This is a genomic window from Streptomyces sp. NPDC030798, assembly GCF_055572275.1.
The window spans coordinates 11,972-31,339 of sequence record NZ_JBVIDR010000021.1; the positions used below are offsets into that span (position 1 = coordinate 11,972).

A 19,368-nucleotide genomic window follows, 5' to 3' on the forward strand; every position below is an offset into this window, starting at 1 on the left:
CCCCGTGGGTTTCTACGCCGTGCCCATGTGGTCGAGGCGCCGGAGGATGACTCCCTCGCGGAGGGCCCAGGGGCATATTTCCAGGCTCTCCACGGCGAAGAGGTCCATCGCGCCCTCGGCGACCAGGGCGCCGGCGAGGAGCTGGCCGGCTCGGCCGTCGGAGACTCCGGGGAGTTCGGAACGCTGGTCGGTGGTCATGCCGGCCAGGCGCGGGACCCAGGCCTCCAGGGACTCGCGCTTCAGCTCGCGCTGGACGTAGAGGCCCTCCGCGCTGCGGGCGGCGCCGGCGATGCGGGCCAGCTGCTTGAAGGTCTTGGAGGTGGCGACCACGTGGTCGGGTGCGCCGAAGCGGCTGAACTCGCCGACGGTGCGGGCGATCTCCGTACGGACGTGGCGGCGCAGGGCGCGGACGTCCTCGGAGTCGGGCGGGTCGCCGGGCAGCCAGCCGGCGGTGAGGCGGCCGGCGCCGAGCGGCAGGGAGACGGCGGTGTCGGGCTCCTCGTCGATGCCGTAGGCGATCTCCAGGGAGCCGCCGCCGATGTCCAGGACCAGCAGCTTTCCGGCGGACCAGCCGAACCAGCGGCGGACGGCGAGGAAGGTGAGGCGGGCCTCCTCCTCGCCGGTGAGGACCTGGAGCCGTACGCCGGTCTCGTTCTCCACGCGCGCGAGGACGTCGTCGGCGTTGGTGGCCTCGCGGACGGCGGAGGTCGCGAACGGCAGCAGGTCCTCGACGCCCTTGTCCTCGGCGGCCTGGAGGGCGTCCCGTACGACGTCGATGAGCCGGTGGATCCCGTCGTCGCCGATGGCACCGCTGTCGTCGAGCAGTTGCGCGAGCCGCAGTTCGACCTTGTGTGAATGTGCGGGCAGCGGGCGCGCTCCGGGGTGGGCGTCGACCACCAGCAGATGCACCGTGTTGGAACCCACGTCCAGGACACCGAGTCTCATGTACGGAACGCTACTGCCAGAAGCGCTGTGCTCGGTCCCCCGTGCGGGCCCCGGCGACTTACCCTGGACGCGTGCCAAAGACGAAAAAGGCGAACTCCGGGAAAGCTGAAAAGGCGGGCAAGGCCGGCAAGGAGGCCAAAACCGCCAAGGTGTCGAAGGTGAGCGACGAGCAGGGGCTCGACTTCGCGCGCGCGTGGGTGGAGTTCCCTGATCCGGCGGACGACGAGCAGGTCTTCCGCTGCGATCTGACATGGCTGACCTCTCGCTGGAACTGCATCTTCGGCAGCGGCTGCCAGGGCATCCAGGCCGGCCGCGCGGACGACGGGTGCTGCACGCTGGGGGCCCACTTCTCCGACGAGGACGACGAGAAGCGGGTCGCCGAGCATGTGGCGAGGCTCACGCCGGAGATCTGGCAGCACCACGAGGAAGGCACCCGGGGCGGGTGGATCTCCGAGGACGAGGAGGGGTCCCGGCAGACGCGGCCCTTCCAGGGCTCGTGCATCTTCCAGAACCGGCCCGGGTTCCCGGGCGGCGCGGGGTGCTCGTTGCACATCCTCGCCCTGCGGGAGGGCCGGGAGCCGCTGGAGACCAAGCCGGACGTGTGCTGGCAGCTGCCGATCCGGCGGACGTACGACTGGATCGACCGGCCCGACGACACGCGTGTGCTGCAGGTGTCCATCGGGGAGTACGACCGCCGGGGCTGGGGTCCGGGCGGCCACGATCTGCACTGGTGGTGCACGTCGGCGACCTCGGCGCACGGCGCCGGTGAGCCGGTGTACGTCTCCTACCGGGCCGAACTGACCGAACTGATGGGCAAGGCCGGCTACGACCGGCTGGCGGAACTCTGCGAACAGCGCCTGGCGTCCCGGCTTCCGCTGGTGGCCCCGCATCCGGCGGACCCTGACCGGCAGGCCGGCTGAGGGCCGCCTGCTCGGCGGGCCCGGTCGGGCGCGCCGGTGGGGGCCGTGGGGGCCGTCCCTCGGTCGAGCCCCTCGGTATCGGAGCGGGCTCGGCCGCGAGGGGTTCGCGCCTGCCCTGCGGCACCCCGGGGCGTTCACCCCTGCGCGTCCGAAGGGCTCGGGCTGTCCGTGTCGGCCGTCGGCTGGGGCGGTGAGGTCGGGGGGTCGGACGGGGTCGGGTCGCCGGAGGGCGGGTCCGTCGGGGTGGACGGTGACGCCGAGGGCTCGCCGCCCGGTGGGGTTGCCGGCGACGAGGTCGTCGGGGTCGGGTCCACGGGTGAGGGCGATGCGGGGCGGGTGGGGGCCGTGCCGTAGCCGTCGATGGTGATCACGGAGCCGGACGGGGAGACGGCCACCTGGGCGTGCCAGTGGCCGGACGGCTCGCGCAGATGGTCGACGTACACCTTGATCGTCAACGTCTCGCCGGGCCGGAGGGTTCCCGAGGACCGGCTCAGGTAGAGCCAGGCCGCCGAGGTGGCCGCCGACCAGCGGACCGGGCCGGAGCCGGACGCGGTGAGGGTGATCAGCGTGGTGTCGCCGTCGGTGGCCGCGCCGACCGCAAGCTGTCCGGCACCCTTGCGGCCGGTTCCCGAGACGCTGACGACCTCGACGGACACGTCCGCCTCGCCGTCCTTGTCGAGCCGGGCTTCGGGCTTCACGCTGGCGTTGCCCGCGTTCTCGTAGCCGCCGCCGGTGTCGCCGCCGAGCGCGTCCGGGCCCTGCGCCTCGCGCGCGGTGGCGGAGCGCCCGTCCTCGTCGGCCGGGCCGCCGCGGTAGGCGACCCACAGCGCCAGCACGGGGGCGGCCACGACGGTGGCGACCACGGTCGTGGTGACCGCGCTGGCGCGCAGCCGGTCCCGGCGGGCCGCCCGGTCCTTGGGGTCCATCGGGAAGCCGCGCCGGTCGAAGCGGGGGACGGCGGCGCCCCGCGCGCGCGGGTGATGCGCGAGGGCCATGTGGAGCGCCGCGCGCGGAGCCTCCAGCACGGGCAGTTCGTCCGGGGTGACCGTGGCACCGGGCCAGCGGCCGGGGGCGGCGCGCTCGGCGGTGCGGCGACAGCGCGGACAGTCGTCGACGTGCCGCACCAGTTCGCGGCGCAGGGCGGTGCTCAGCACCAGCCGGCTGTCGCCGGTGAGATGGGCCACGCTCGGGCAGCCGCCGGTCTCGACCACGGCGAGGGCGGCACGCGTGCGTTCCACCTCGCAGGCGGCGGAGGCCAGCAGCTCGCGCGCGGTGGCCGGCTCCATGCCGAGGACGGCGGCGACCTCCCGGGCGGCGAGACGGTGACGCACGGCCAGTTCCAGGGCCTCGCGCTGCTCGGGGGAGGTGCCGGCCGCCTCCGGCCAGGCGAGCAGGGCCAGTTCGCGGCGCCGTTGCTCCTGCTCCTCCGCGGAGAGCAGCGGGTCGGGTGTCCGGCTGCCCGCCTTCCCTGCCGCCGGGCGGCCCGCCGCGTGGGTGGCCTGACGTTTCTGCTTGGCCTCGGCGAGCCCGCGCAGACACGCCCAGCGGGCCAGCGCGTACAGCCAGGCCCTGCGGTCGGCTGCGCCCGGCGCGCGCTGTCCGCGCCGCTCGGCGAGCGCCAGGACGTCCCCGAGGGCCGCGGTGGCCGCGTCGTGGTCGCACAGCACCGACAGGCAGTAGGTGAACAGACCGTCCAGGTACGGCTCGTAGCGCGCCGGCGGCCGCTGGGCGAGGGTGCGCGCGGCGGCTCGGTCACGCGCCTCGCGGTGCGCCCGATGCGCCCCCGTGGCGCGGGTCGTGGTCTCCGGACTGCTGCTCATCACCCGTGCGACCGTAGGCGGCGGCAGACTGTCCCTTCGTGCGCCTTGAGCACTTTTAATCCATACGGGTGAAACGATCCCTCATAAGGGGACAGGAGCCGGAGATTCCGCCCCTCGGCGGGGCGCCGGGCCGGGCCGGCCCGGCGGAGGTTCACGGAACCTCCAGCGCGATGTCCTCGGGCAAGGGGAACTCCGGATCGTTGAACAGCAGGGAAAGGTGCCTGCCGCCTCCGGAGGCGCGCAGGCGCCACAGCGCGCCGGGCAGCTCGCGCACGCTGCTCACCCCGTCGACCAGGCGCCGCGCCTCGTCGCACTCGGGACCGCAGCGTCGGGACACCGCGGACGACCAGAGGACGACGTCGTGCCCCGCCCGCAGCAGCAACCCGATCGGCCCGCCGAACGTCATCGGGTCGCCCACGCCGCTCAGGAACGGGATGCCCACCCCGTCCGGCGCCGTCAGCTCGTGGGCAGGGTGGTCCCGCCTGGGCACGTTCTCGCGCCGGCCGGCGCCCCCTCGTTCGCTCCACCTCTCCAGAGCCTCCACCTGCTGTCCCCCGCTCACGCGGATCGTCACCGGCCGCTGCTCACCGAGCAGAACGGTCGGCTCCGGTCCCTCCACGGGCCACAGGTGCGGCTCCAGGACCGGAATGCCGAGAGGGAGGACGACTTCAAGAGGGGCCGGGCCTCTGAACGAGTCGGCTCGGTCGAAGGCCGCCTGGAGGGCGCGACCGATGTGCGCACCGAGTCGGGACTGAGGGATCGGGCCCTGGTCGTAGACCATGTAGGTGTCGTCGACGCGGCTCACCCGAATGCTCGCGTAGACGGAGCCCGGCTCCCAGGGCGCCAGGGTCAGGAACAACTGGACCCTGACCTCGTGCACGGCGGCGGCGAGGCGTTCCTCCAGCGCTGCGATGTCTTCGGACACCCGTCGGACCGCCGCCTCGTCGTCCTCCTGGAGGAACAGGTCCCGGGCCGTCAGCAGAGCGGTCCGCGCCTTGGCGGGCTGCTCCTGGTCCTGCTCGACCGAGGCCTGCACCTCCAGCGCGGACGCCTGACCGTACCGGTCGGCCAGATGGGAGAAGTCCCGCAGCGCGTCCGCCGCCAGCGACATCGCACGCGGCAGCCGGCCCTGTCGGCGCAGGGCCCGCGCCCGGTGCAGCGATGCCTGCGCCTGGCCGCGCCTGTCGTCACAGGCGCTGAACAGCTCGCGGGCCCGGCTCAGATGCCGGTCCGCGTCCTCGGCGTCCCCGGATTCCAGGGCGAGCAGACCGCAGTGCAGCAGGGCCCGGGCGCGGCCGCGCTCGTCACCGGCGGCGGTGAGCGCGGTCTCGGCGGCGTTGTGCAGCATGCGGGCCCGTTCGATCTCTCCGCGTGCCGCGTAGACGAGCCCGAGGAGGTCCTGCGTCCGGGCGCACGCCCGGTCGTCACCCAGCTGCGCGTGCAGGTCGTGGGCGCGTGCGTGGGAGTCGGCCGCCTGGTTCAGGCGTCCCAGGCCGAGTTCGGCGCTGCCCCGCAGGTTCAGCAGCCGGGCCAGCCGGTGGCGCCCCACGCTCTGCCGCATGGCTGCCGCGCAGCAGTTCAGGCACTCCTGGTGGGCGCGGCGCCAGAGCAGGTACGGGCCGAGGAGCAGCGCGAGGTCGGTGGCCTGGTCGTTGCCGGGATCGGCGGTGTCCTCCTGGATCATGGCCATGAGGCTGGGGTGCTCGCCGTCCAGCCAGTCGAGCGCGTCCGCCACGGGAGCGTCCGGTACGACCTGCTCGTCGCCGTCGTCCAGCCCCAGGGACACCACCGCCTCCGAGGTGCGGACGACGCAGTGGTGCAGCAGCCGCCGCCGGATGCCGGCCCGCTCCTCCCGGGAGGCGTCGTCGGCCAGGACGACCTCGGCGACGTAGCGGCGCACCAGGTCCGGCAGCCGCCAGGTCGCCATGACGGCGTCCTGCTCGGCGAGGCCGGCGTCCCGCAGCGACCGCAGTTGCTCGTCGTCCGCGCCGAGGGCCCGCAGCAGGCGGGGGCCCAGCGCTGCGCCGGGGCCGAGTTCCAACAGCCGCAGCAGCCTGGCCTCCTCAGCGCCCAGGGCGCGGTACGCGTCGTCGTAGACGTCCTTGAGCGGGCCGAGGACGGCGAACGTGCCGCGGCTCTCCATCTCCTCGATCAGCTCCCCTGCGAACCCGGCGGTCCGCGCGGCGACGCGCAGGGCCAGCGGGACGCCTCCGCACAGCTCGGCCAGGCGCCTTCCGAGCGCCGGCCGGACGCCCGCGGAGGACAGCAGTCCGGTGGCGTCCTCCGAGGACAGGGGCCCGAGGGCCAGCGTGGGGGTCCGGCGTCCCGCGGTGTCCGCGCGGCGGCAGGTGACCAGTACGTCGTGGCCGTCGGTGAGCGTCTGCCACAGGGCCGGGCCGTCGGGTCCGGCTTCGTCGTGCACGAGAAGCGACCGGCCGGCCCCGAGGGCGGTCAGCACGCTCGTCCGCTGCGCGGACGTGCCGATCCCTCCTCGGACGAAGTGCACGCCGCCCGGGTACCAACCGCGTTCCAGGGCCGCGTGCGCCGCTGTCAGGGCCAGCCCGGTCTTCCCGACGCCGGGCAGCCCGCTCACGGCCGTCACCCGGGCCCGGCCACTCGGTCCGCCGTATTCCAGTGCCGCCAGCAGGCCGTCCAGTTGCGTCTGCCGGCCGATCAGGCGGTCCGGGCCCCGCGGCAGGGCCTGCACCTGCCCTGGCACGGGAAGCAGGAGCAGCAGTTCCCGGACGGCCAGGACGGCGTCCTTCGCCGCCGAGGGCGAGTCCGCGCAGAGCGTGACGTGTTCGACCCCGGACAGGGTGTAGACGGCGCTGAGGCAGTCCTTGTCGGCGCCGCCGACGAGCATGGTGGGGACGGGGAAGACGGGGCCGTCCTGGTCGGCCACGCGGCCGAGGGCCGCGGGGACACCCAACGAGCCGTGCGCGAGGGCGAGCAGGCGCTCGGACGGCCGGGACCGCCGCTCGGCCTCGGCCCGGCCGACGTCGACCCGGTTCGCGAGCAGGAGGCCGGGGCGTTCCGGGTCCTGCGTCCACCGGCCCTCGACCAGCGAGATCACGATCCGCGCCGCGTGGTCCCGGACGATCGCGGCCGCCGCCCCGGCGGGGTCCGGGCGGGTCCAGCCGTCGTGCAGGAGCACCACCCGCCAGGGGCTTCCGGGCAGTCGGCCGATGTCGACGCGTGCGCCACGGCCGTACGTGCGCCGCGTCGGCGGGCCCTCCATCCGGTCGAACAGCAACTCCGCCAGCCGGCGGGAGCCGGGCGCGACGACGACGGTCGGGGGCGCCTCGTCGTGGTCCAGGGGCGCCGGGGCGGCGGGCGGTGCCGGTTCGGCCCGCTCCCGCCACAGCGGCACCTTCTCCTCGGGCACCCGCACCCGTGTGTCCCGGCGGGCGCCGAGCCGTACCGGGAGCCGCTCGCTGCGGAACGGCACTCCGCCCGCGGTGATCAGGGTCAGCCGCAGGGCGCCGTCCCGTCCGGCGGGCCCGTCGCCGTCCAGACAGGTCAGGAAGCGCACCGGCCCGTACGTACCGCCGAACCGGTGCAGCACCAGGGTGGTGTTGCCGACCGCCTCCACCGCGAGCCCCGGCTCGGCCTCCAGCATGCAGCCGATGGCGTACTCCTCGTTCCGGTACGGCCATGGGCTCGTCCGGGGGTCGAACTCGACGTCGACGGTGACCAGGTACCGGCGTCCGGCCTTCGCCTCGTCGGGCCAGCTGACGAGGGGCCTGAGGGAGACTGCGGGCGGTTCGGTGGGTGCGCTCACGGGCCGTCACCGCCGTCCGGCGCGGGTGGCTGCAGGGCCAGGGTGGTGTCGGGGTGGCCGAAGTAGGCGTAGGTGAAACCGGCGAAGAAGGCCTCCACCGCGGCTTCGGCGCGCTGTTCGTCTCCGGACTCGATCGCGCGCTCGGCCGCGGCGGCGTGGCGGGCTCGGTGCCGGGTCAGCTCGTCGGCCAGGTTCGCCGGTCCCCGCTTGGCGGTTCTGATCAGACGGGCGGCGAAGTCGTGGGAGTGGGCCTTGCTCACGTCCGTCATGGTGCCGATGACCGCGCTCGCGCCCCAGCGCAGGAACACCTCGGCGAAGGTACGGGGCACCCCTGCCCGGGCGGGGCCGCTCAGGCGGGCGGAGGAGCAGGCGTTGACGAACACGACGGCTTCGGTGGCGTGCAGGGCATACATCTTCCACTTCTCCGAGAGCGTGAGGAGCGAGACATCGCCGAGCAGGAAAGTGGTGGGGTCCTCGTCGTACCGGCCATGACAGCGTATGAGCAGCAGGCCGAAGGCGGTGTCCACCTCGCGCAGACGGGCGTGCAGCCCGCTCATTTCGGTGGTCCGCTCCCCCACCTCGTGCCCGTCCAGGCCGTCCTGTGCGACCCTGAACTCCGGTTCCTCGCAGACGAGTACGCCGCCCAGGCAGGCGCGCGGCCGGGCGTCGTAGATCCAGGCCCGCTCGCCGTCGTAGACGGTGGTCCAGCGGATGACGGGGAACTCCGCGCCGATCCAGCCGCCGGTGTCCGGGCCCGCGGGCGGGGCGTGGCCCACCCGCCCCCGGTGCAGGAGTTCCCAGGGGATCTCGTAGGAGGTCTGGTCCCATACGACAAGCCGGCGCGGCCCGTCGGCCGCGCTCAGCAGGTCGATCCAGTGGGCCAGCACGGTCTGGGTGCGCCACCACCACTTGACCTTCAGGTAGGTGTCGCACCAGCTTCCGCCGGGGGCCTTGGCCTGCGCGGTGAGCGCGGTGAGGCTCGGCCACGGATGCGTCGGGCCGGCCGGGTCCGTGTCGTGGCCGGCGCTGTGCACCGTGCCCTGGTGGTGGAAGGACAGCTGGACGGCCGACCCGTTGGGGCTCGTGGCCGTCTGGACGCGCAGCATTGCGGTGCCGGGCGGGAGTTGGTCCGCCAACCGGGCTTTCAGCGGGTCGAGGGCCTTCTGTGCGGCGGGTTTCTCGGCGTCCTGCGGTACGGCTGCGGAGGCGGGGACGGTTGCGGACGGCTCCGCCGGGCCGGGCCTCGCCGCGTCCGCGTCCAGCCACTCCCGCAGACTCCTCTGCCCGGCCGACTCCGGGCGCGGCACCGCCCGCGGGAGGCCTGGCGCCGCCATCTGTGGGCCTGGCACCGTCCGCTCCAGGTCTGGCACCGTCCGCTCCAGGTCTGGCACCGTCCGCCCCGGGTCTGGCACCGTCCGCTCCAGGTCTGGCACCGTCCGCTCCAGGTCTGGCACCGTCTGTTTCGGCGTTCCGCGCGGTGCCGTTCCGGGCCCGCCGGGATCCCGCTCCTGCGGACGACGCCCCGCCGGCGTCCCGCCCTGCACCGTCACCCTGCCGCTCCGGGGCGGGGGGCCGTCGTGAGGGTGGCGCCCAGAGCGTCCGCCAGTTCCACGGGGAGATGGGGGTACTGGTCGAGGTCCGGCGCGACGACGAACGCCCGGACCCGGCTCAGGGTGGCCGCGGTGGCCGCCGCGCGGAGGGCGCCCTCGACGCCCTCGCGGCGGACCGGGCCCGGAGGCCGGCCGAGCAGGCTGGCGTCGAGGGGGACGTTGCCCCGCCCGTCGGTGAGGACGACCAGCCGGACCTCGTCGACCGTCGCCCGGCCGCGCCGCAGGAAGCGGCGCAGCTCGTGCACGCCGAGGTCGAGGGCGTGGGCCAGCGGACTGGCGGTGCCCGGCGGCCGGTCGAGGGCGGCGAGCAGGACGGGGTCGAGCAGCGAGGCGGCGCGGACGCGTTCCGCGCACACGTCGGGTCCGGCGCCGGCGTGCCCGAAGACGATGACGGTGACCGCGGCCTGCGACTCGTAGGCCCAGCGCAGGTGCGGCGCGAGGGCGGGCGCGCGGTCGCAGCCGCGCACGGAGTGGTCGAGCACCAGGACGAGGGCGTGGGCGGGCTCGGGGCGGCGCCGGTACTGGCGGAGGTCGTCCGTGCGCAGGACCAGCGAGCCCGGGTGCGGCGCGGGATGGTGCAGCCGGGCCTTGGCCGCCTCCACCAGGCTCGGTACGAGTGCCAGGTCGTGCAGGTCCCGGGCGCGCATGGTGCCGTTCGGGCGGCCCCGCAGCCGGCGGACGGTGCTGCGGCGGCGCAACGGCGGGCGCAGCGAGCCGAGTTGCGGTACGGCGTCCGGGGAGTCCTCCGGGTACGGCGACACCGGTGCCTCCGGCGGCGGCGCGACCACCGGGGTCGTGGACAGCGGGCGGGGCGGGGCCGGGGCTGCCACCGGCGTGGGGGTGGGCGTCAGCGGGGCGCGGGCCTGTTCGGGAGCGGCCTCGGTGTCCGGCGGGGATGCGGTCTCCGGCGCGGGCGGTCGGTACGGGCGGCCGGGGTCGGGCGGAGGCGCGGAGATGCCGAGCAGGGTGGCCGCCTCGGTGAGGTGCCGTGGCTCGACGCGCGCGTCACCGGCCCGGGTGGCGAGCGCGCGGGCGATCCGGGCGAGGGCCAGGCCGCGGCGCATCCCGGTGTCCGGGGGCACCAGGGCGACGGCACGGTCGGCGGCCCGGCCGGTCAGGACGGGCCGGGGGGTGCCGCCGGGTACGTACGGCAGGGTCGGCAGGGAGGCGACGAGGTCGGCGCGTTCGGCGGGCAGGTCCCAGAAGCGGCCGGGACCACGCCGCCACAGCACCTCGTTGAGCGGCTCGCCGGCCACGCGCAGCGGGAAGCGGTCCAGCAGGTGCGGGGAGAGCCCGGCGGCCTCCGCGCGGTCGGCTGCCGCGAGCCACTGGGCGCGCGGCGGCCACAGCAGGCTGTGCCCGTGCATCTCGACGTGTCCGGCGTCGGCGCCGATCAGGGTGACGGCGGCGCGTACGGTGGCGGTGCCCGCCTGGCACAGGTCGGGGACGAGCAGGACCGGGGGCGCCTCGCCGGGTTCCTCCACCAGTTCCCCGGGGACGAGGCGCAGGCCCTCGTCGTCGAGGTGGGGCCGCAGCCACAGCTCCTCCTCGCCGAACCACGAGCCCAGCACCCGTACACCGCCCGCCCCGGCGCGGTGTGCGGCCGACCAGGCGCCGAGGACGGGCAGCAGCTCCGGGTCGAGCCCCAGGAACAGCAGTCCGCCGGCGCCGGGTTCGGTCGCGAGCGCCGCGAGCACGGTCAGGGCCCGGCCGAGGGGCGCCGGGACGCCGGGGCCGGGCGGGGAGTCCGGGCGATGGTCCGGCATGGTCAGACCGCCGTGCCGGGGAGCAGCCGTGCGACCTGGGCGTCGTCCTCCTCGGTCCACGGCGGCAGGGTGCCGGTGTCGCCGCGTCCCCGGCGGTGGACGAGGGCCAGTTTCGCAATCCGGCGCACATGGCCGGTGGTGGCGTGCGCGGCGTTTTCGATGGCGGCGAGGGCCCGGGCGGCCCGCAGCATGACGATCTCCCCGCGGTGGCCGGCGACCTGGAAGCCCTCGGCGAGGGCGGCGCAGCCCGCGTACACCTCGGGCCCGCACGTGACGGCGGCGAGCCGGTCGCGCGCGGCCCGCAGTCCGTCCCTCGTGCGGGCGTCCTCGTCCAGGGCCCGGGCCATGAACTCCGAGCCGGGGTCGGCGCCTTCGGCCTCGAAGCGCAGGACGGTCTCCACGATGCGGCGGCGGCGCGCCGCGTCCGGCTCGGAGTCGACGACGGCCACCAGGCCGAAGCGGTCCAGGAGTTGGGGCCGCAGTCCGCCCTCGTCCGGGTTCATGGTGCCGACCAGGGTGAACTCCACGCGCCGGGCGGGTTCGGACAGGTGGTCCCGCTCGAGGGCGAGGATGCCGGTGGAGGCCGCGTCCAGGATGATGTTGACCAGGTAGTCGTCGAGCAGGTTGATCTCGTCGACGTACAGCATGCGGGCCGGGGACTCGGAGGCCTGGACCAGCAGTCCGTCGGACTTCTCGGGGCTGCCGTGCATCAACTCCCTGATCCGCCATCCGCCCAGCACCCGGTCGTCGGTGGCGCCGATCGGCATGGTCACCGGCAGACCGTCCACGGCCATCTTGGTGAAGGCGCGCACGGTGGTGGTCTTGGCGGTGCCGCGCTGCCCGGTGGCGAGGACCCCGCCCACGGCCGGGCACACGTAGGTGATCTCCAGGGCGGTCCGCAGCTCCTCCTGGCCGACGATCAGGGCATACGGCAGCACGGTCTGCAGCGCCTCCCGCTCCCGTGCCCGGCGCCGGGCCCGCTCGGCCTCCCGGTCGGCGGTGGTGACCTGGGGGTCGCCGTCGGTTCCCGCGGGTGTGTCCTCGGTCATTGCTGCCCCTGTCCGCCGGCGGTGCCCTGGTTCGGGTCGGTGGTGTAGCGCAGGCCCGGTGGCAGGGGTACGCCCTGGCGCCACAGGTCGCACCAGGCGGTCGCGAGCCGCCGTTCCGCCGCGGGATCGTCGGGGACCGGCGTGCCGAGCGCCCGCAGCAGCGCGAACCGGTGCAGGTCGAAGGCCATGTGCAGGGAGTCGCCGTACGCCATGGCCGCCTGTACGGCGCCGCGGTAGGCGGCCCAGGCGACGGCGAGCGGCAGCAGGGCGAGCAGCGCCCACCGGCCGGTGCCCGCGAGGAGGACCGCCGCGGCCGGGGCGGTGACCGCCATGGTCACCGCCAGCCGGGCGGCGGCGTCCACCGTGTCGCGGCGGTCGTCGACCACGGCCCGGCTGCGCTCCTCGAGGAGCGGGTACAGGCGCGGCCAGGCGACCACCGCGTCGTAGCCGAAGGCGCGGCCGGCGGTGTCCTCGGCGGCGGCGAGGGCGTTGCCGAGTGCCGTGGGGCGCACCAGGTGGTCCGGCAGCGGGAAGCGCCGGCGCAGTTCCGCGCCCGCGACCCCGGCGCGCTGGACGACGTCCGGGGGCAGGGCGCCGGGGTGCGCGCCGGGCGCGGGGGCGGGCAGTTCGGCCCGGCGCTCCCAGGTCCGCTTGCGGCGCCGCTGGAGGCGCCGGGCCTGGTTCGCGCCGAGCCGCTGCGGCCAGGCGCCTTCGAGCAGCCGGACCAGCGAGGTCTGCCAGGGGGCGAGGAGGACGGCGACGAGGGTGACGCCGAGCATCAGCGCCAGCAGCCGGCCCACCCCGAGGGTGGCGGCCGCCGTCCACGCGCGCGTGAAGCGCAGACGGCCGCCGGCCGGGGCGCCGGTGCCGCGGGCGCCCGCCTGGGCCAGCAGGAGCAGGAAGAAGGCGGCGGCGTACGTCGGCAGGTAGCCGACCAGGAAGAACCGGCGTCCGGCGGCCAGTCCCGCCGGTGGCTGGACGGTGTCGCTCAGCTTCATCCGGTCAGCTCCATGTCGCCGTGGCCGGCCGGGCAGCGGGGCAGGAGCCGCGCGTCGTAGAAGGAGCGGGCTGTGCCGTGGCCGCAGTGCGGGCAGGAGAACACGAGTGCCCGGAACCGGGTGGACGCGCCGGGCAGGCCCGCCCGGTCACCGGCTCCCCAGTCCGCGGGGGTGTCGCCCGCGGGTCCGAGGGCGTCGCGCACGCGCGCGGGGGTGCACACGCCGATGACCTCGTCGGTTCCGGCGAGCCGCAGGGCCACGCCCCGGTAGTCGGGGTGGGCGCGGAAGACCGCGGCGAGTTGAAGTGCCAATGCGGGGGTGTCGTGGTCGTCCCGGTCCGGATCGACGTCGACGCTCGTGCCCGGGTTCGGTTCCCGCGCGGGGAGCCGGTCGTCGAGGAGCATGCCGTACCGCGTGCGTGCCCAGGCGATCCGGTCGTCGTCCGGCACTGGCCCACCCCTCCCCGCCCCCGTGGCGCGCCCGCACGGTGCCGTGTCCGGTGGCCCACGGCCCGGGGTCCCACAGCCCGAATTCTACGGAGACAGCCCTGCGCGGGGGCCTTCTTGCAGAACTCCGCCCACGGCAGCACGGCCACCTGCCACCGCGGCACGGCTGCCGGGGGCCTTCTTGCACAACTCCGCCCACGGCAGCACGGCCACCTGCCACCGCGGCACGGCTGCCGGCCACACGTGCCGCACCCCGTCCGACCCACACCGCCCCCGGGCCCGCCCTCACCACCGCACGGCTGCCGGCCCTCGCCATCACCTGTGCCGACAGCCACCCGCACACGGGCACCGGCTCGCACGGGCCGCACAGCTGCCACCCACCGCCTCCCGACGGCTGCCGGGGCTCGCCGCCGACGGTGCCGGCCGTCGCCCGCGTGGGTGCCCGGCCCTCGCCGCCGCGCCACCGCCCGCCATCATCCCCGTACCGCTCTGCCCGCCATCACCGCCTCACCACCGTCCGCCATCACCACCTCACCGCCGGTCGCCATCACCGCCGTGCGCCTGCCGACGGTTGCCGCCGTACTGCTGTCCGTCCTCGTGGCCGGCGGCGTTGTCGGTGGGCTCGGCTACGGTTTCCGCATGGCTGCCCGTACCAAGACCACCAAGGACCGCCCGTCCTACCGCTGCACCGAGTGCGGCTGGCAGACGGCCAAGTGGCTCGGCCGGTGCCCCGAGTGCCAGGCCTGGGGGACGGTCGAGGAGTACGGCGCGCCCGCGGTCCGTACGACGACGCCGGGCCGGGTCACCACCTCCGCGCTGCCCATCGGCCAGGTCGACGGCCGTCGGGCGACCGCTCGCACGACCGGCGTGCCGGAGCTGGACCGGGTGCTCGGCGGCGGCCTGGTGCCCGGCGCGGTGGTGCTGCTCGCGGGCGAGCCGGGCGTGGGCAAGTCCACGCTGCTGCTGGACGTGGCGGCCAAGGCGGCGAGCGAGGAGCACCGCACCCTCTATGTGACCGGTGAGGAGTCGGCGAGCCAGGTCAGGCTGCGCGCCGACCGCATCGGCGCCCTGCACGACGACCTGTATCTGGCCGCCGAGACGGATCTGGCGGCCGTCCTCGGCCACCTGGACGCGGTGAAGCCGTCCCTGCTGATCCTCGACTCGGTGCAGACGGTCGCCTCTCCGGAGATCGACGGCGCCCCCGGCGGCATGGCGCAGGTCCGCGAGGTGGCCGGCGCCCTGATCCGCGCCTCCAAGGAGCGGGGGATGTCCACGCTGCTGGTGGGCCACGTCACCAAGGACGGCGCGATCGCGGGCCCCCGCCTGCTGGAGCACCTGGTGGACGTCGTCCTGCACTTCGAGGGCGACCGGCACGCGCGTCTGCGCCTGGTGCGCGGCGTGAAGAACCGCTACGGCGCCACGGACGAGGTCGGCTGCTTCGAGCTGCACGACGAGGGCATCACGGGCCTCGCCGACCCGAGCGGACTCTTCCTGACCCGGCGGGACGAGCCGGTGCCGGGCACCTGCCTGACCGTCACCCTGGAGGGCCGCCGCCCGCTGGTGGCCGAGGTGCAGGCGCTCACCGTCGACTCGCAGATCCCCTCCCCGCGCCGGACGACCTCGGGCCTGGAGACCTCCCGGGTGTCGATGATGCTGGCGGTGCTGGAGCAGCGCGGGCGGATCAGCGCGCTCGGCAAGCGGGACATCTACTCGGCGACGGTGGGCGGCGTGAAGCTGTCGGAACCGGCGGCGGACCTCGCGATCGCGCTCGCGCTGGCCTCCGCGGCCAGCGACACCCCGCTGCCGAAGAACCTCGTCGCGATCGGCGAGGTCGGCCTCGCGGGCGAGGTCAGACGGGTCACGGGCGTGCAGCGCAGGCTCGCCGAGGCGCACCGGCTGGGCTTCACGCACGCGCTCGTCCCGGGTGACCCGGGCAAGGTCCCGCCCGGCATGAAGGTCCTGGAAGTCGCCGACATGGGGGACGCGCTGCGGGTGCTGCCGCGCTCCCGTCGCCGAGAGGCCCCACGGGAGGCGGAGGAGCGCCGGTAGACTTTGCCCTGGTCTCGCCCGTCCGTACGAACCGAGTGCGCACGACGGCAGCGCCCCAGAACCTGCGACCGGAGGAGTGCAGTGGCAGCCAACGACCGGGCAGCGTCTCCCGGAAAGTCCGGTGGGAGTGCCGGTTCCGATGGCCTGATGCGCGCCTCGCTGAGCGCCGTGGCTCCGGGTACGCCCCTGCGGGACGGCCTCGAGCGGGTCCTGCGCGGCAACACCGGCGGGCTGATCGTCCTCGGCTCCGACAAGACGGTCGAGGCGATGTGCACGGGCGGGTTCGTCCTGGACGTCGAGTTCACCGCGACCCGGCTGCGGGAGCTGTGCAAGCTGGACGGCGGCATCGTGCTGTCGTCGGACCTGTCGAAGATTCTGCGGGCCGGTGTGCAGCTGGTCCCGGACCCGACGATCCCGACGGAGGAGACCGGCACCCGGCACCGCACCGCCGACCGGGTCTCCAAGCAGGTCGGCTTCCCGGTGGTCTCCGTCTCCCAGTCCATGCGGCTGATCGCGCTGTACGTCGACGGGCAGCGGCGCGTGCTGGAGGACTCGGCGGCGATCCTGTCCCGGGCGAACCAGGCGCTGGCCACCCTGGAGCGGTACAAGCTGCGGCTGGACGAGGTCGCGGGCACGCTGTCGGCGCTGGAGATCGAGGACCTGGTGACGGTCCGGGACGTGTCCGCGGTCGCGCAGCGCCTGGAGATGGTGCGGCGCATCGCCACCGAGATCGCCGAGTACGTGGTGGAGCTGGGCACGGACGGCCGTCTTCTGGCGCTGCAGCTCGAGGAGTTGATCGCCGGTGTGGAGCCCGACCGGGAGCTGGTCGTGCGGGACTATGTGCCCGAGCCGACGGCGAAGCGGTCCCGTACGGTCGACGAGGCGCTGTCCGAGCTGGACGCGCTGACGCATGCGGAGCTGCTGGAACTGGGCACGGTGGCGCGTGCGCTGGGCTACACCGGGTCGCCCGAGACGCTCGACTCCGCGGTGTCCCCGCGGGGCTTCCGGCTGCTGGCCAAGGTGCCGCGGCTGCCGGGGGCCATCATCGACCGGCTGGTGGAGCACTTCGGGGGACTGCAGAAGCTGCTCGCCGCGAGCGTGGACGATCTGCAGACGGTCGACGGTGTGGGTGAGGCGCGGGCGCGCAGCGTGCGGGAGGGGCTGTCCCGGCTGGCGGAGTCGTCCATCCTGGAGCGGTACGTCTGAGGTGCCGGCCCCGCGCCCCTGTGGGGTGCCTCTGCCGATCGAGGTCCGCTAGTCGGCCGACAGCACGAACGAAGCCCGGAGCTTTGCGAAGCCCGGTGCCTTGGCCTCCAGGAGATACGTTCCTGGCTTGGCCGAGCCCGCCGGAGGCGTCCCGCACTGGGAGGCGCTCGGCTTGCGGTCCCACTTCACGGTGTAGGTGATGCTCTGCCCCGCCGGAACCCGGAAGAACAGGCTCGACGCACCCTTCGGGCAGTCCGCCGACGACCAGTACGCGTCGTCGCCGTCCGCCGGTGTGACCGTCAGCACCGCGTTCTTCGGCCCGAGATCGACCTTGCAGTCCCCGGAGGACGTGTTCTTCGCGGTGAGTTCGAAGGCGGGCGTCTGGTCCGGCGAGTAGGAGTTGTGCAGGCTCCGCAGGTTCAACGAGACGGCCCCGGCTGTGCAGTTGGGCAGCGAGGACGACGCGGGCACCGCGTCCCTCGTACCGACGCCGGCGCCACCGGAGCCTCCGGAGGCCGCATGGGAGCCGGAGTCGGAGCCGTTACCGGAATCCCCGTCGGATCCGGGCGAATCGGATGAACCGGGTGAACCGGCGCCCCCGGAGCCGGTGCCGCCGCCGCTCGACCCGTCGCGCCCGCCCGGGTGTTGGCTGATCGCGGAGCCGGAGGGGGACGGCCCCGGCGTGATGGTGGACACGGGATTCTTGCCGTTGGACCCGTCGGCGCCCTTCTTGCCGCCCCCGCCGCCGGACGTGACGATCCAGGTGATCAGCAGCGCCAGCAGGGCGACCACGGACAGCAGGACGGCCCTCCGTCGCCAGTAGATGGAGGAGGGAAGCGGCCCGACCGGATTGCGCAGAGATCCCACGGCGCAAACTGTACGAGAGATCGCCGCACTTGCTTGCGTCCCCCGCCGCCCGATGAGCAACTTTTCCGGATCATCATCCTGGCAACTGCCGTCAACCGCAGGGCCCTTCGATCCCTCCGCGACGCTGCGCAGCCACCCGATCACCGAACATGACCGCCCGACCCGTGGCAGGATCGGAGTGCCATGACTGAGAAGCTCCACGCCCCCGTGATCGCCTGGTTCGACGCCCACGCCCGCGACCTCCCCTGGCGCCGCCCGGATGCGGGCCCCTGGGGGGTGATGGTCAGCGAGTTCATGCTCCAGCAGACCCCGGTGAGCCGGGTGCTGCCGGTGTACGAGCAGTGGCTGGCCCGCTGGCCGCGCCCCGCCGACCTGGCCGGGCAGGCGCCGGGCGAGGCGGTGCGCGCCTGGGGGCGGCTCGGTTACCCGCGCCGCGCCCTGCGACTGCACGGAGCGGCCGTGGCCATAACGGAACGGCACGGCGGGGACGTGCCGACGGATCACGCCCAGCTTCTGGCGCTGCCCGGGATCGGGGAGTACACGGCAGCCGCGGTGGCCTCCTTCGCGTACGGGCAGCGGCACCCTGTGCTGGACACGAACGTGCGCCGGGTTCTCGCGCGGGCGGTGTCGGGTGTGCAGTACCCGCCGAACGCCACCACGGCCGCCGAGCGTCGCCTGGCGCGCGAGCTGCTGCCGGAGGACGAGCGCACGGCCGCCCGCTGGGCCGCGGCCTCGATGGAGCTGGGCGCGCTGGTGTGCACGGCGAAGAACGAGGGGTGCGGGCGCTGCCCGATCGCCGCCCAGTGCGCGTGGCGGCTCGCGGGCAAGCCGGAGCACGCCGGGCCGCCGCGGCGCGGACAGACGTACGCCGGCACGGACCGGCAGGTGCGCGGCAAGCTGCTGGCGGTGCTGCGGGAGGCGCACGCGCCGGTGCCGCAGGCGATGCTGGACCGGGTGTGGCACGAGCCGGTGCAGCGCGCCCGCGCGCTCGACGGGCTCGTCACGGACGGACTGGTGGAGCCGCTGCCGAACAATCTCTATCGGCTGCCGCTGACCTGATACACGGCCAAGTCACCGTCCCCGAGGTCGCGTTACGGCCATCCTGGCGGGCAAAGTCACAGATAGGCGGACATAAGCGCCACACCCTTTACCCTTTTCCTACTTCCGTTACACAACCGACGGACAGCCGATTGCCAGCCGCAGGCTGCTTCGCACAGCCCCGTGACAACAACTCCGTAGCTTCATTGCCGTGCCCGCCAGACCACGGGCACGGCGAAGAAGCGGTACTTCAGGCACGGGGCCGAAGTGAACGGGGAACGGAGGCGGTTGATCATGGCGCAGGGCGAGGTGCTCGAGTTCGAGGAGTACGTCCGCACCCGGCAGGACGCGCTGTTGCGCAGCGCCCGCCGGTTGGTCCCGGACCCGACGGACGCCCAGGACCTGCTGCAGACCGCGCTGGTGCGCACGTACGGCCGCTGGGAGGGCATCGCCGACAAGCGGCTCGCGGACGCCTATCTGCGCCGGGTCATGATCAACACCCGTACCGAGTGGTGGCGGGCGCGCAAACTGGAGGAGGTCCCGACCGAGCAGCTGCCGGACGCGTCCGTGGACGACGCCACCGAGCAGCACGCCGACCGGGCCCTGCTGATGGACGTCATGAAGGTGCTGGCGCCCAAGCAGCGCAGTGTCGTGGTGCTGCGACACTGGGAGCAGATGTCCACGGAGGAGACGGCCGCGGCCCTCGGCATGTCGGCCGGTACGGTCAAGAGCACGCTGCACCGGGCGCTCGCCCGGCTCCGCGAGGAGCTGGAGGCCCGCGATCTGGACGCACGCGCGCTGGAGCGTGAGGAGCGGGAGCGTTGCGCGGCCTGACCGAGGCCGGATCCGAAGGGATCCGAGGGAGCACGCAGG

Annotated in this window: 14 protein-coding genes; 5 read left to right on the forward strand and 9 right to left on the reverse strand. The window is 74.6% G+C overall.

Annotation, left to right across the window (positions count from 1 at the left end; genetic code table 11):
- Nucleotides 1–12 precede the first annotated feature (12 nt).
- Nucleotides 13–945 carry a Ppx/GppA family phosphatase gene (locus tag ACZ404_RS34375; RefSeq protein ID WP_468446877.1) on the reverse strand — a complete coding sequence of 311 codons (933 nt, stop codon included), beginning with the start codon at nt 943–945 and terminating at the stop codon, nt 13–15.
- A gap of 71 nt (nt 946–1,016) precedes the next feature.
- Here ACZ404_RS34375 and ACZ404_RS34380 point away from each other — a divergent pair, with 71 nt between their 5' ends.
- The gene (locus ACZ404_RS34380) at nt 1,017–1,865 is read left to right on the forward strand and encodes a DUF3109 family protein (protein ID WP_468446879.1); all 849 of its coding nucleotides are present in this window, start codon (nt 1,017–1,019) and stop codon (nt 1,863–1,865) included.
- A gap of 134 nt (nt 1,866–1,999) precedes the next feature.
- Here the strand turns inward: ACZ404_RS34380 and ACZ404_RS34385 are convergent, their stop codons facing one another.
- From ACZ404_RS34385 to ACZ404_RS34415, 7 genes are all read right to left on the reverse strand, one after another.
- Nucleotides 2,000–3,685 carry a BACON domain-containing protein gene (locus ACZ404_RS34385; RefSeq protein WP_468446881.1) on the reverse strand — a complete coding sequence of 562 codons (1,686 nt, stop codon included), beginning with the start codon at nt 3,683–3,685 and terminating at the stop codon, nt 2,000–2,002.
- Nucleotides 3,686–3,836: 151 nt separating this feature from the next.
- Nucleotides 3,837–7,466 (reverse strand): hypothetical protein, encoded by a 3,630-nt coding sequence (locus tag ACZ404_RS34390; RefSeq protein ID WP_468446883.1) that lies wholly within the window; start codon nt 7,464–7,466, stop codon nt 3,837–3,839.
- Entirely contained in the window at nt 7,463–8,800 is a 1,338-nt protein-coding gene (locus ACZ404_RS34395) for a hypothetical protein (protein WP_468446885.1), read from the reverse strand. Before ACZ404_RS34395 ends, ACZ404_RS34390 begins: the two co-directional genes overlap by 4 nt.
- Before the next feature lie 212 nt (nt 8,801–9,012).
- Nucleotides 9,013–10,842: a hypothetical protein gene (locus tag ACZ404_RS34400; RefSeq protein ID WP_468446887.1), complete on the reverse strand. Its 1,830-nt coding sequence runs from the start codon at nt 10,840–10,842 to the stop codon at nt 9,013–9,015.
- A 2-nt stretch (nt 10,843–10,844) separates the two neighbouring features.
- On the reverse strand, nt 10,845–11,891 hold the full coding sequence (locus ACZ404_RS34405) for an AAA family ATPase (RefSeq protein WP_468446889.1): 1,047 nt from the start codon (nt 11,889–11,891) through the stop codon (nt 10,845–10,847).
- Nucleotides 11,888–12,889: a hypothetical protein gene (locus tag ACZ404_RS34410; RefSeq protein WP_468446891.1), complete on the reverse strand. Its 1,002-nt coding sequence runs from the start codon at nt 12,887–12,889 to the stop codon at nt 11,888–11,890. Before ACZ404_RS34410 ends, ACZ404_RS34405 begins: the two co-directional genes overlap by 4 nt.
- Complete coding sequence (locus ACZ404_RS34415) at nt 12,886–13,338, reverse strand: hypothetical protein (RefSeq protein ID WP_468446893.1); 453 nt, start codon at nt 13,336–13,338, stop codon at nt 12,886–12,888. Before ACZ404_RS34415 ends, ACZ404_RS34410 begins: the two co-directional genes overlap by 4 nt.
- 636 nt (nt 13,339–13,974) lie before the next feature.
- On the opposite strand from ACZ404_RS34415, the gene radA reads away from it, so the two are divergent.
- Both radA and disA read left to right on the forward strand, forming a co-directional pair.
- The gene (gene radA, locus ACZ404_RS34420) at nt 13,975–15,384 is read left to right on the forward strand and encodes a DNA repair protein RadA (protein ID WP_468447033.1); all 1,410 of its coding nucleotides are present in this window, start codon (nt 13,975–13,977) and stop codon (nt 15,382–15,384) included.
- An 81-nt stretch (nt 15,385–15,465) separates the two neighbouring features.
- Nucleotides 15,466–16,590, forward strand: a complete 1,125-nt coding sequence (gene disA / locus ACZ404_RS34425; RefSeq protein WP_468446895.1) for a DNA integrity scanning diadenylate cyclase DisA — start codon at nt 15,466–15,468, stop codon at nt 16,588–16,590.
- A 48-nt stretch (nt 16,591–16,638) separates the two neighbouring features.
- On the opposite strand, the gene ACZ404_RS34430 is transcribed toward disA, so the two are convergent.
- Nucleotides 16,639–17,457: a hypothetical protein gene (locus tag ACZ404_RS34430; RefSeq protein WP_468446896.1), complete on the reverse strand. Its 819-nt coding sequence runs from the start codon at nt 17,455–17,457 to the stop codon at nt 16,639–16,641.
- Nucleotides 17,458–17,640: 183 nt separating this feature from the next.
- Here ACZ404_RS34430 and ACZ404_RS34435 point away from each other — a divergent pair, with 183 nt between their 5' ends.
- Both ACZ404_RS34435 and ACZ404_RS34440 read left to right on the forward strand, forming a co-directional pair.
- Nucleotides 17,641–18,516: an HhH-GPD family protein gene (locus ACZ404_RS34435; RefSeq protein ID WP_468446898.1), complete on the forward strand. Its 876-nt coding sequence runs from the start codon at nt 17,641–17,643 to the stop codon at nt 18,514–18,516.
- 273 nt (nt 18,517–18,789) lie between these two features.
- Nucleotides 18,790–19,329: a SigE family RNA polymerase sigma factor gene (locus tag ACZ404_RS34440; RefSeq protein ID WP_468446900.1), complete on the forward strand. Its 540-nt coding sequence runs from the start codon at nt 18,790–18,792 to the stop codon at nt 19,327–19,329.
- Nucleotides 19,330–19,368: the final 39 nt, after the last annotated feature.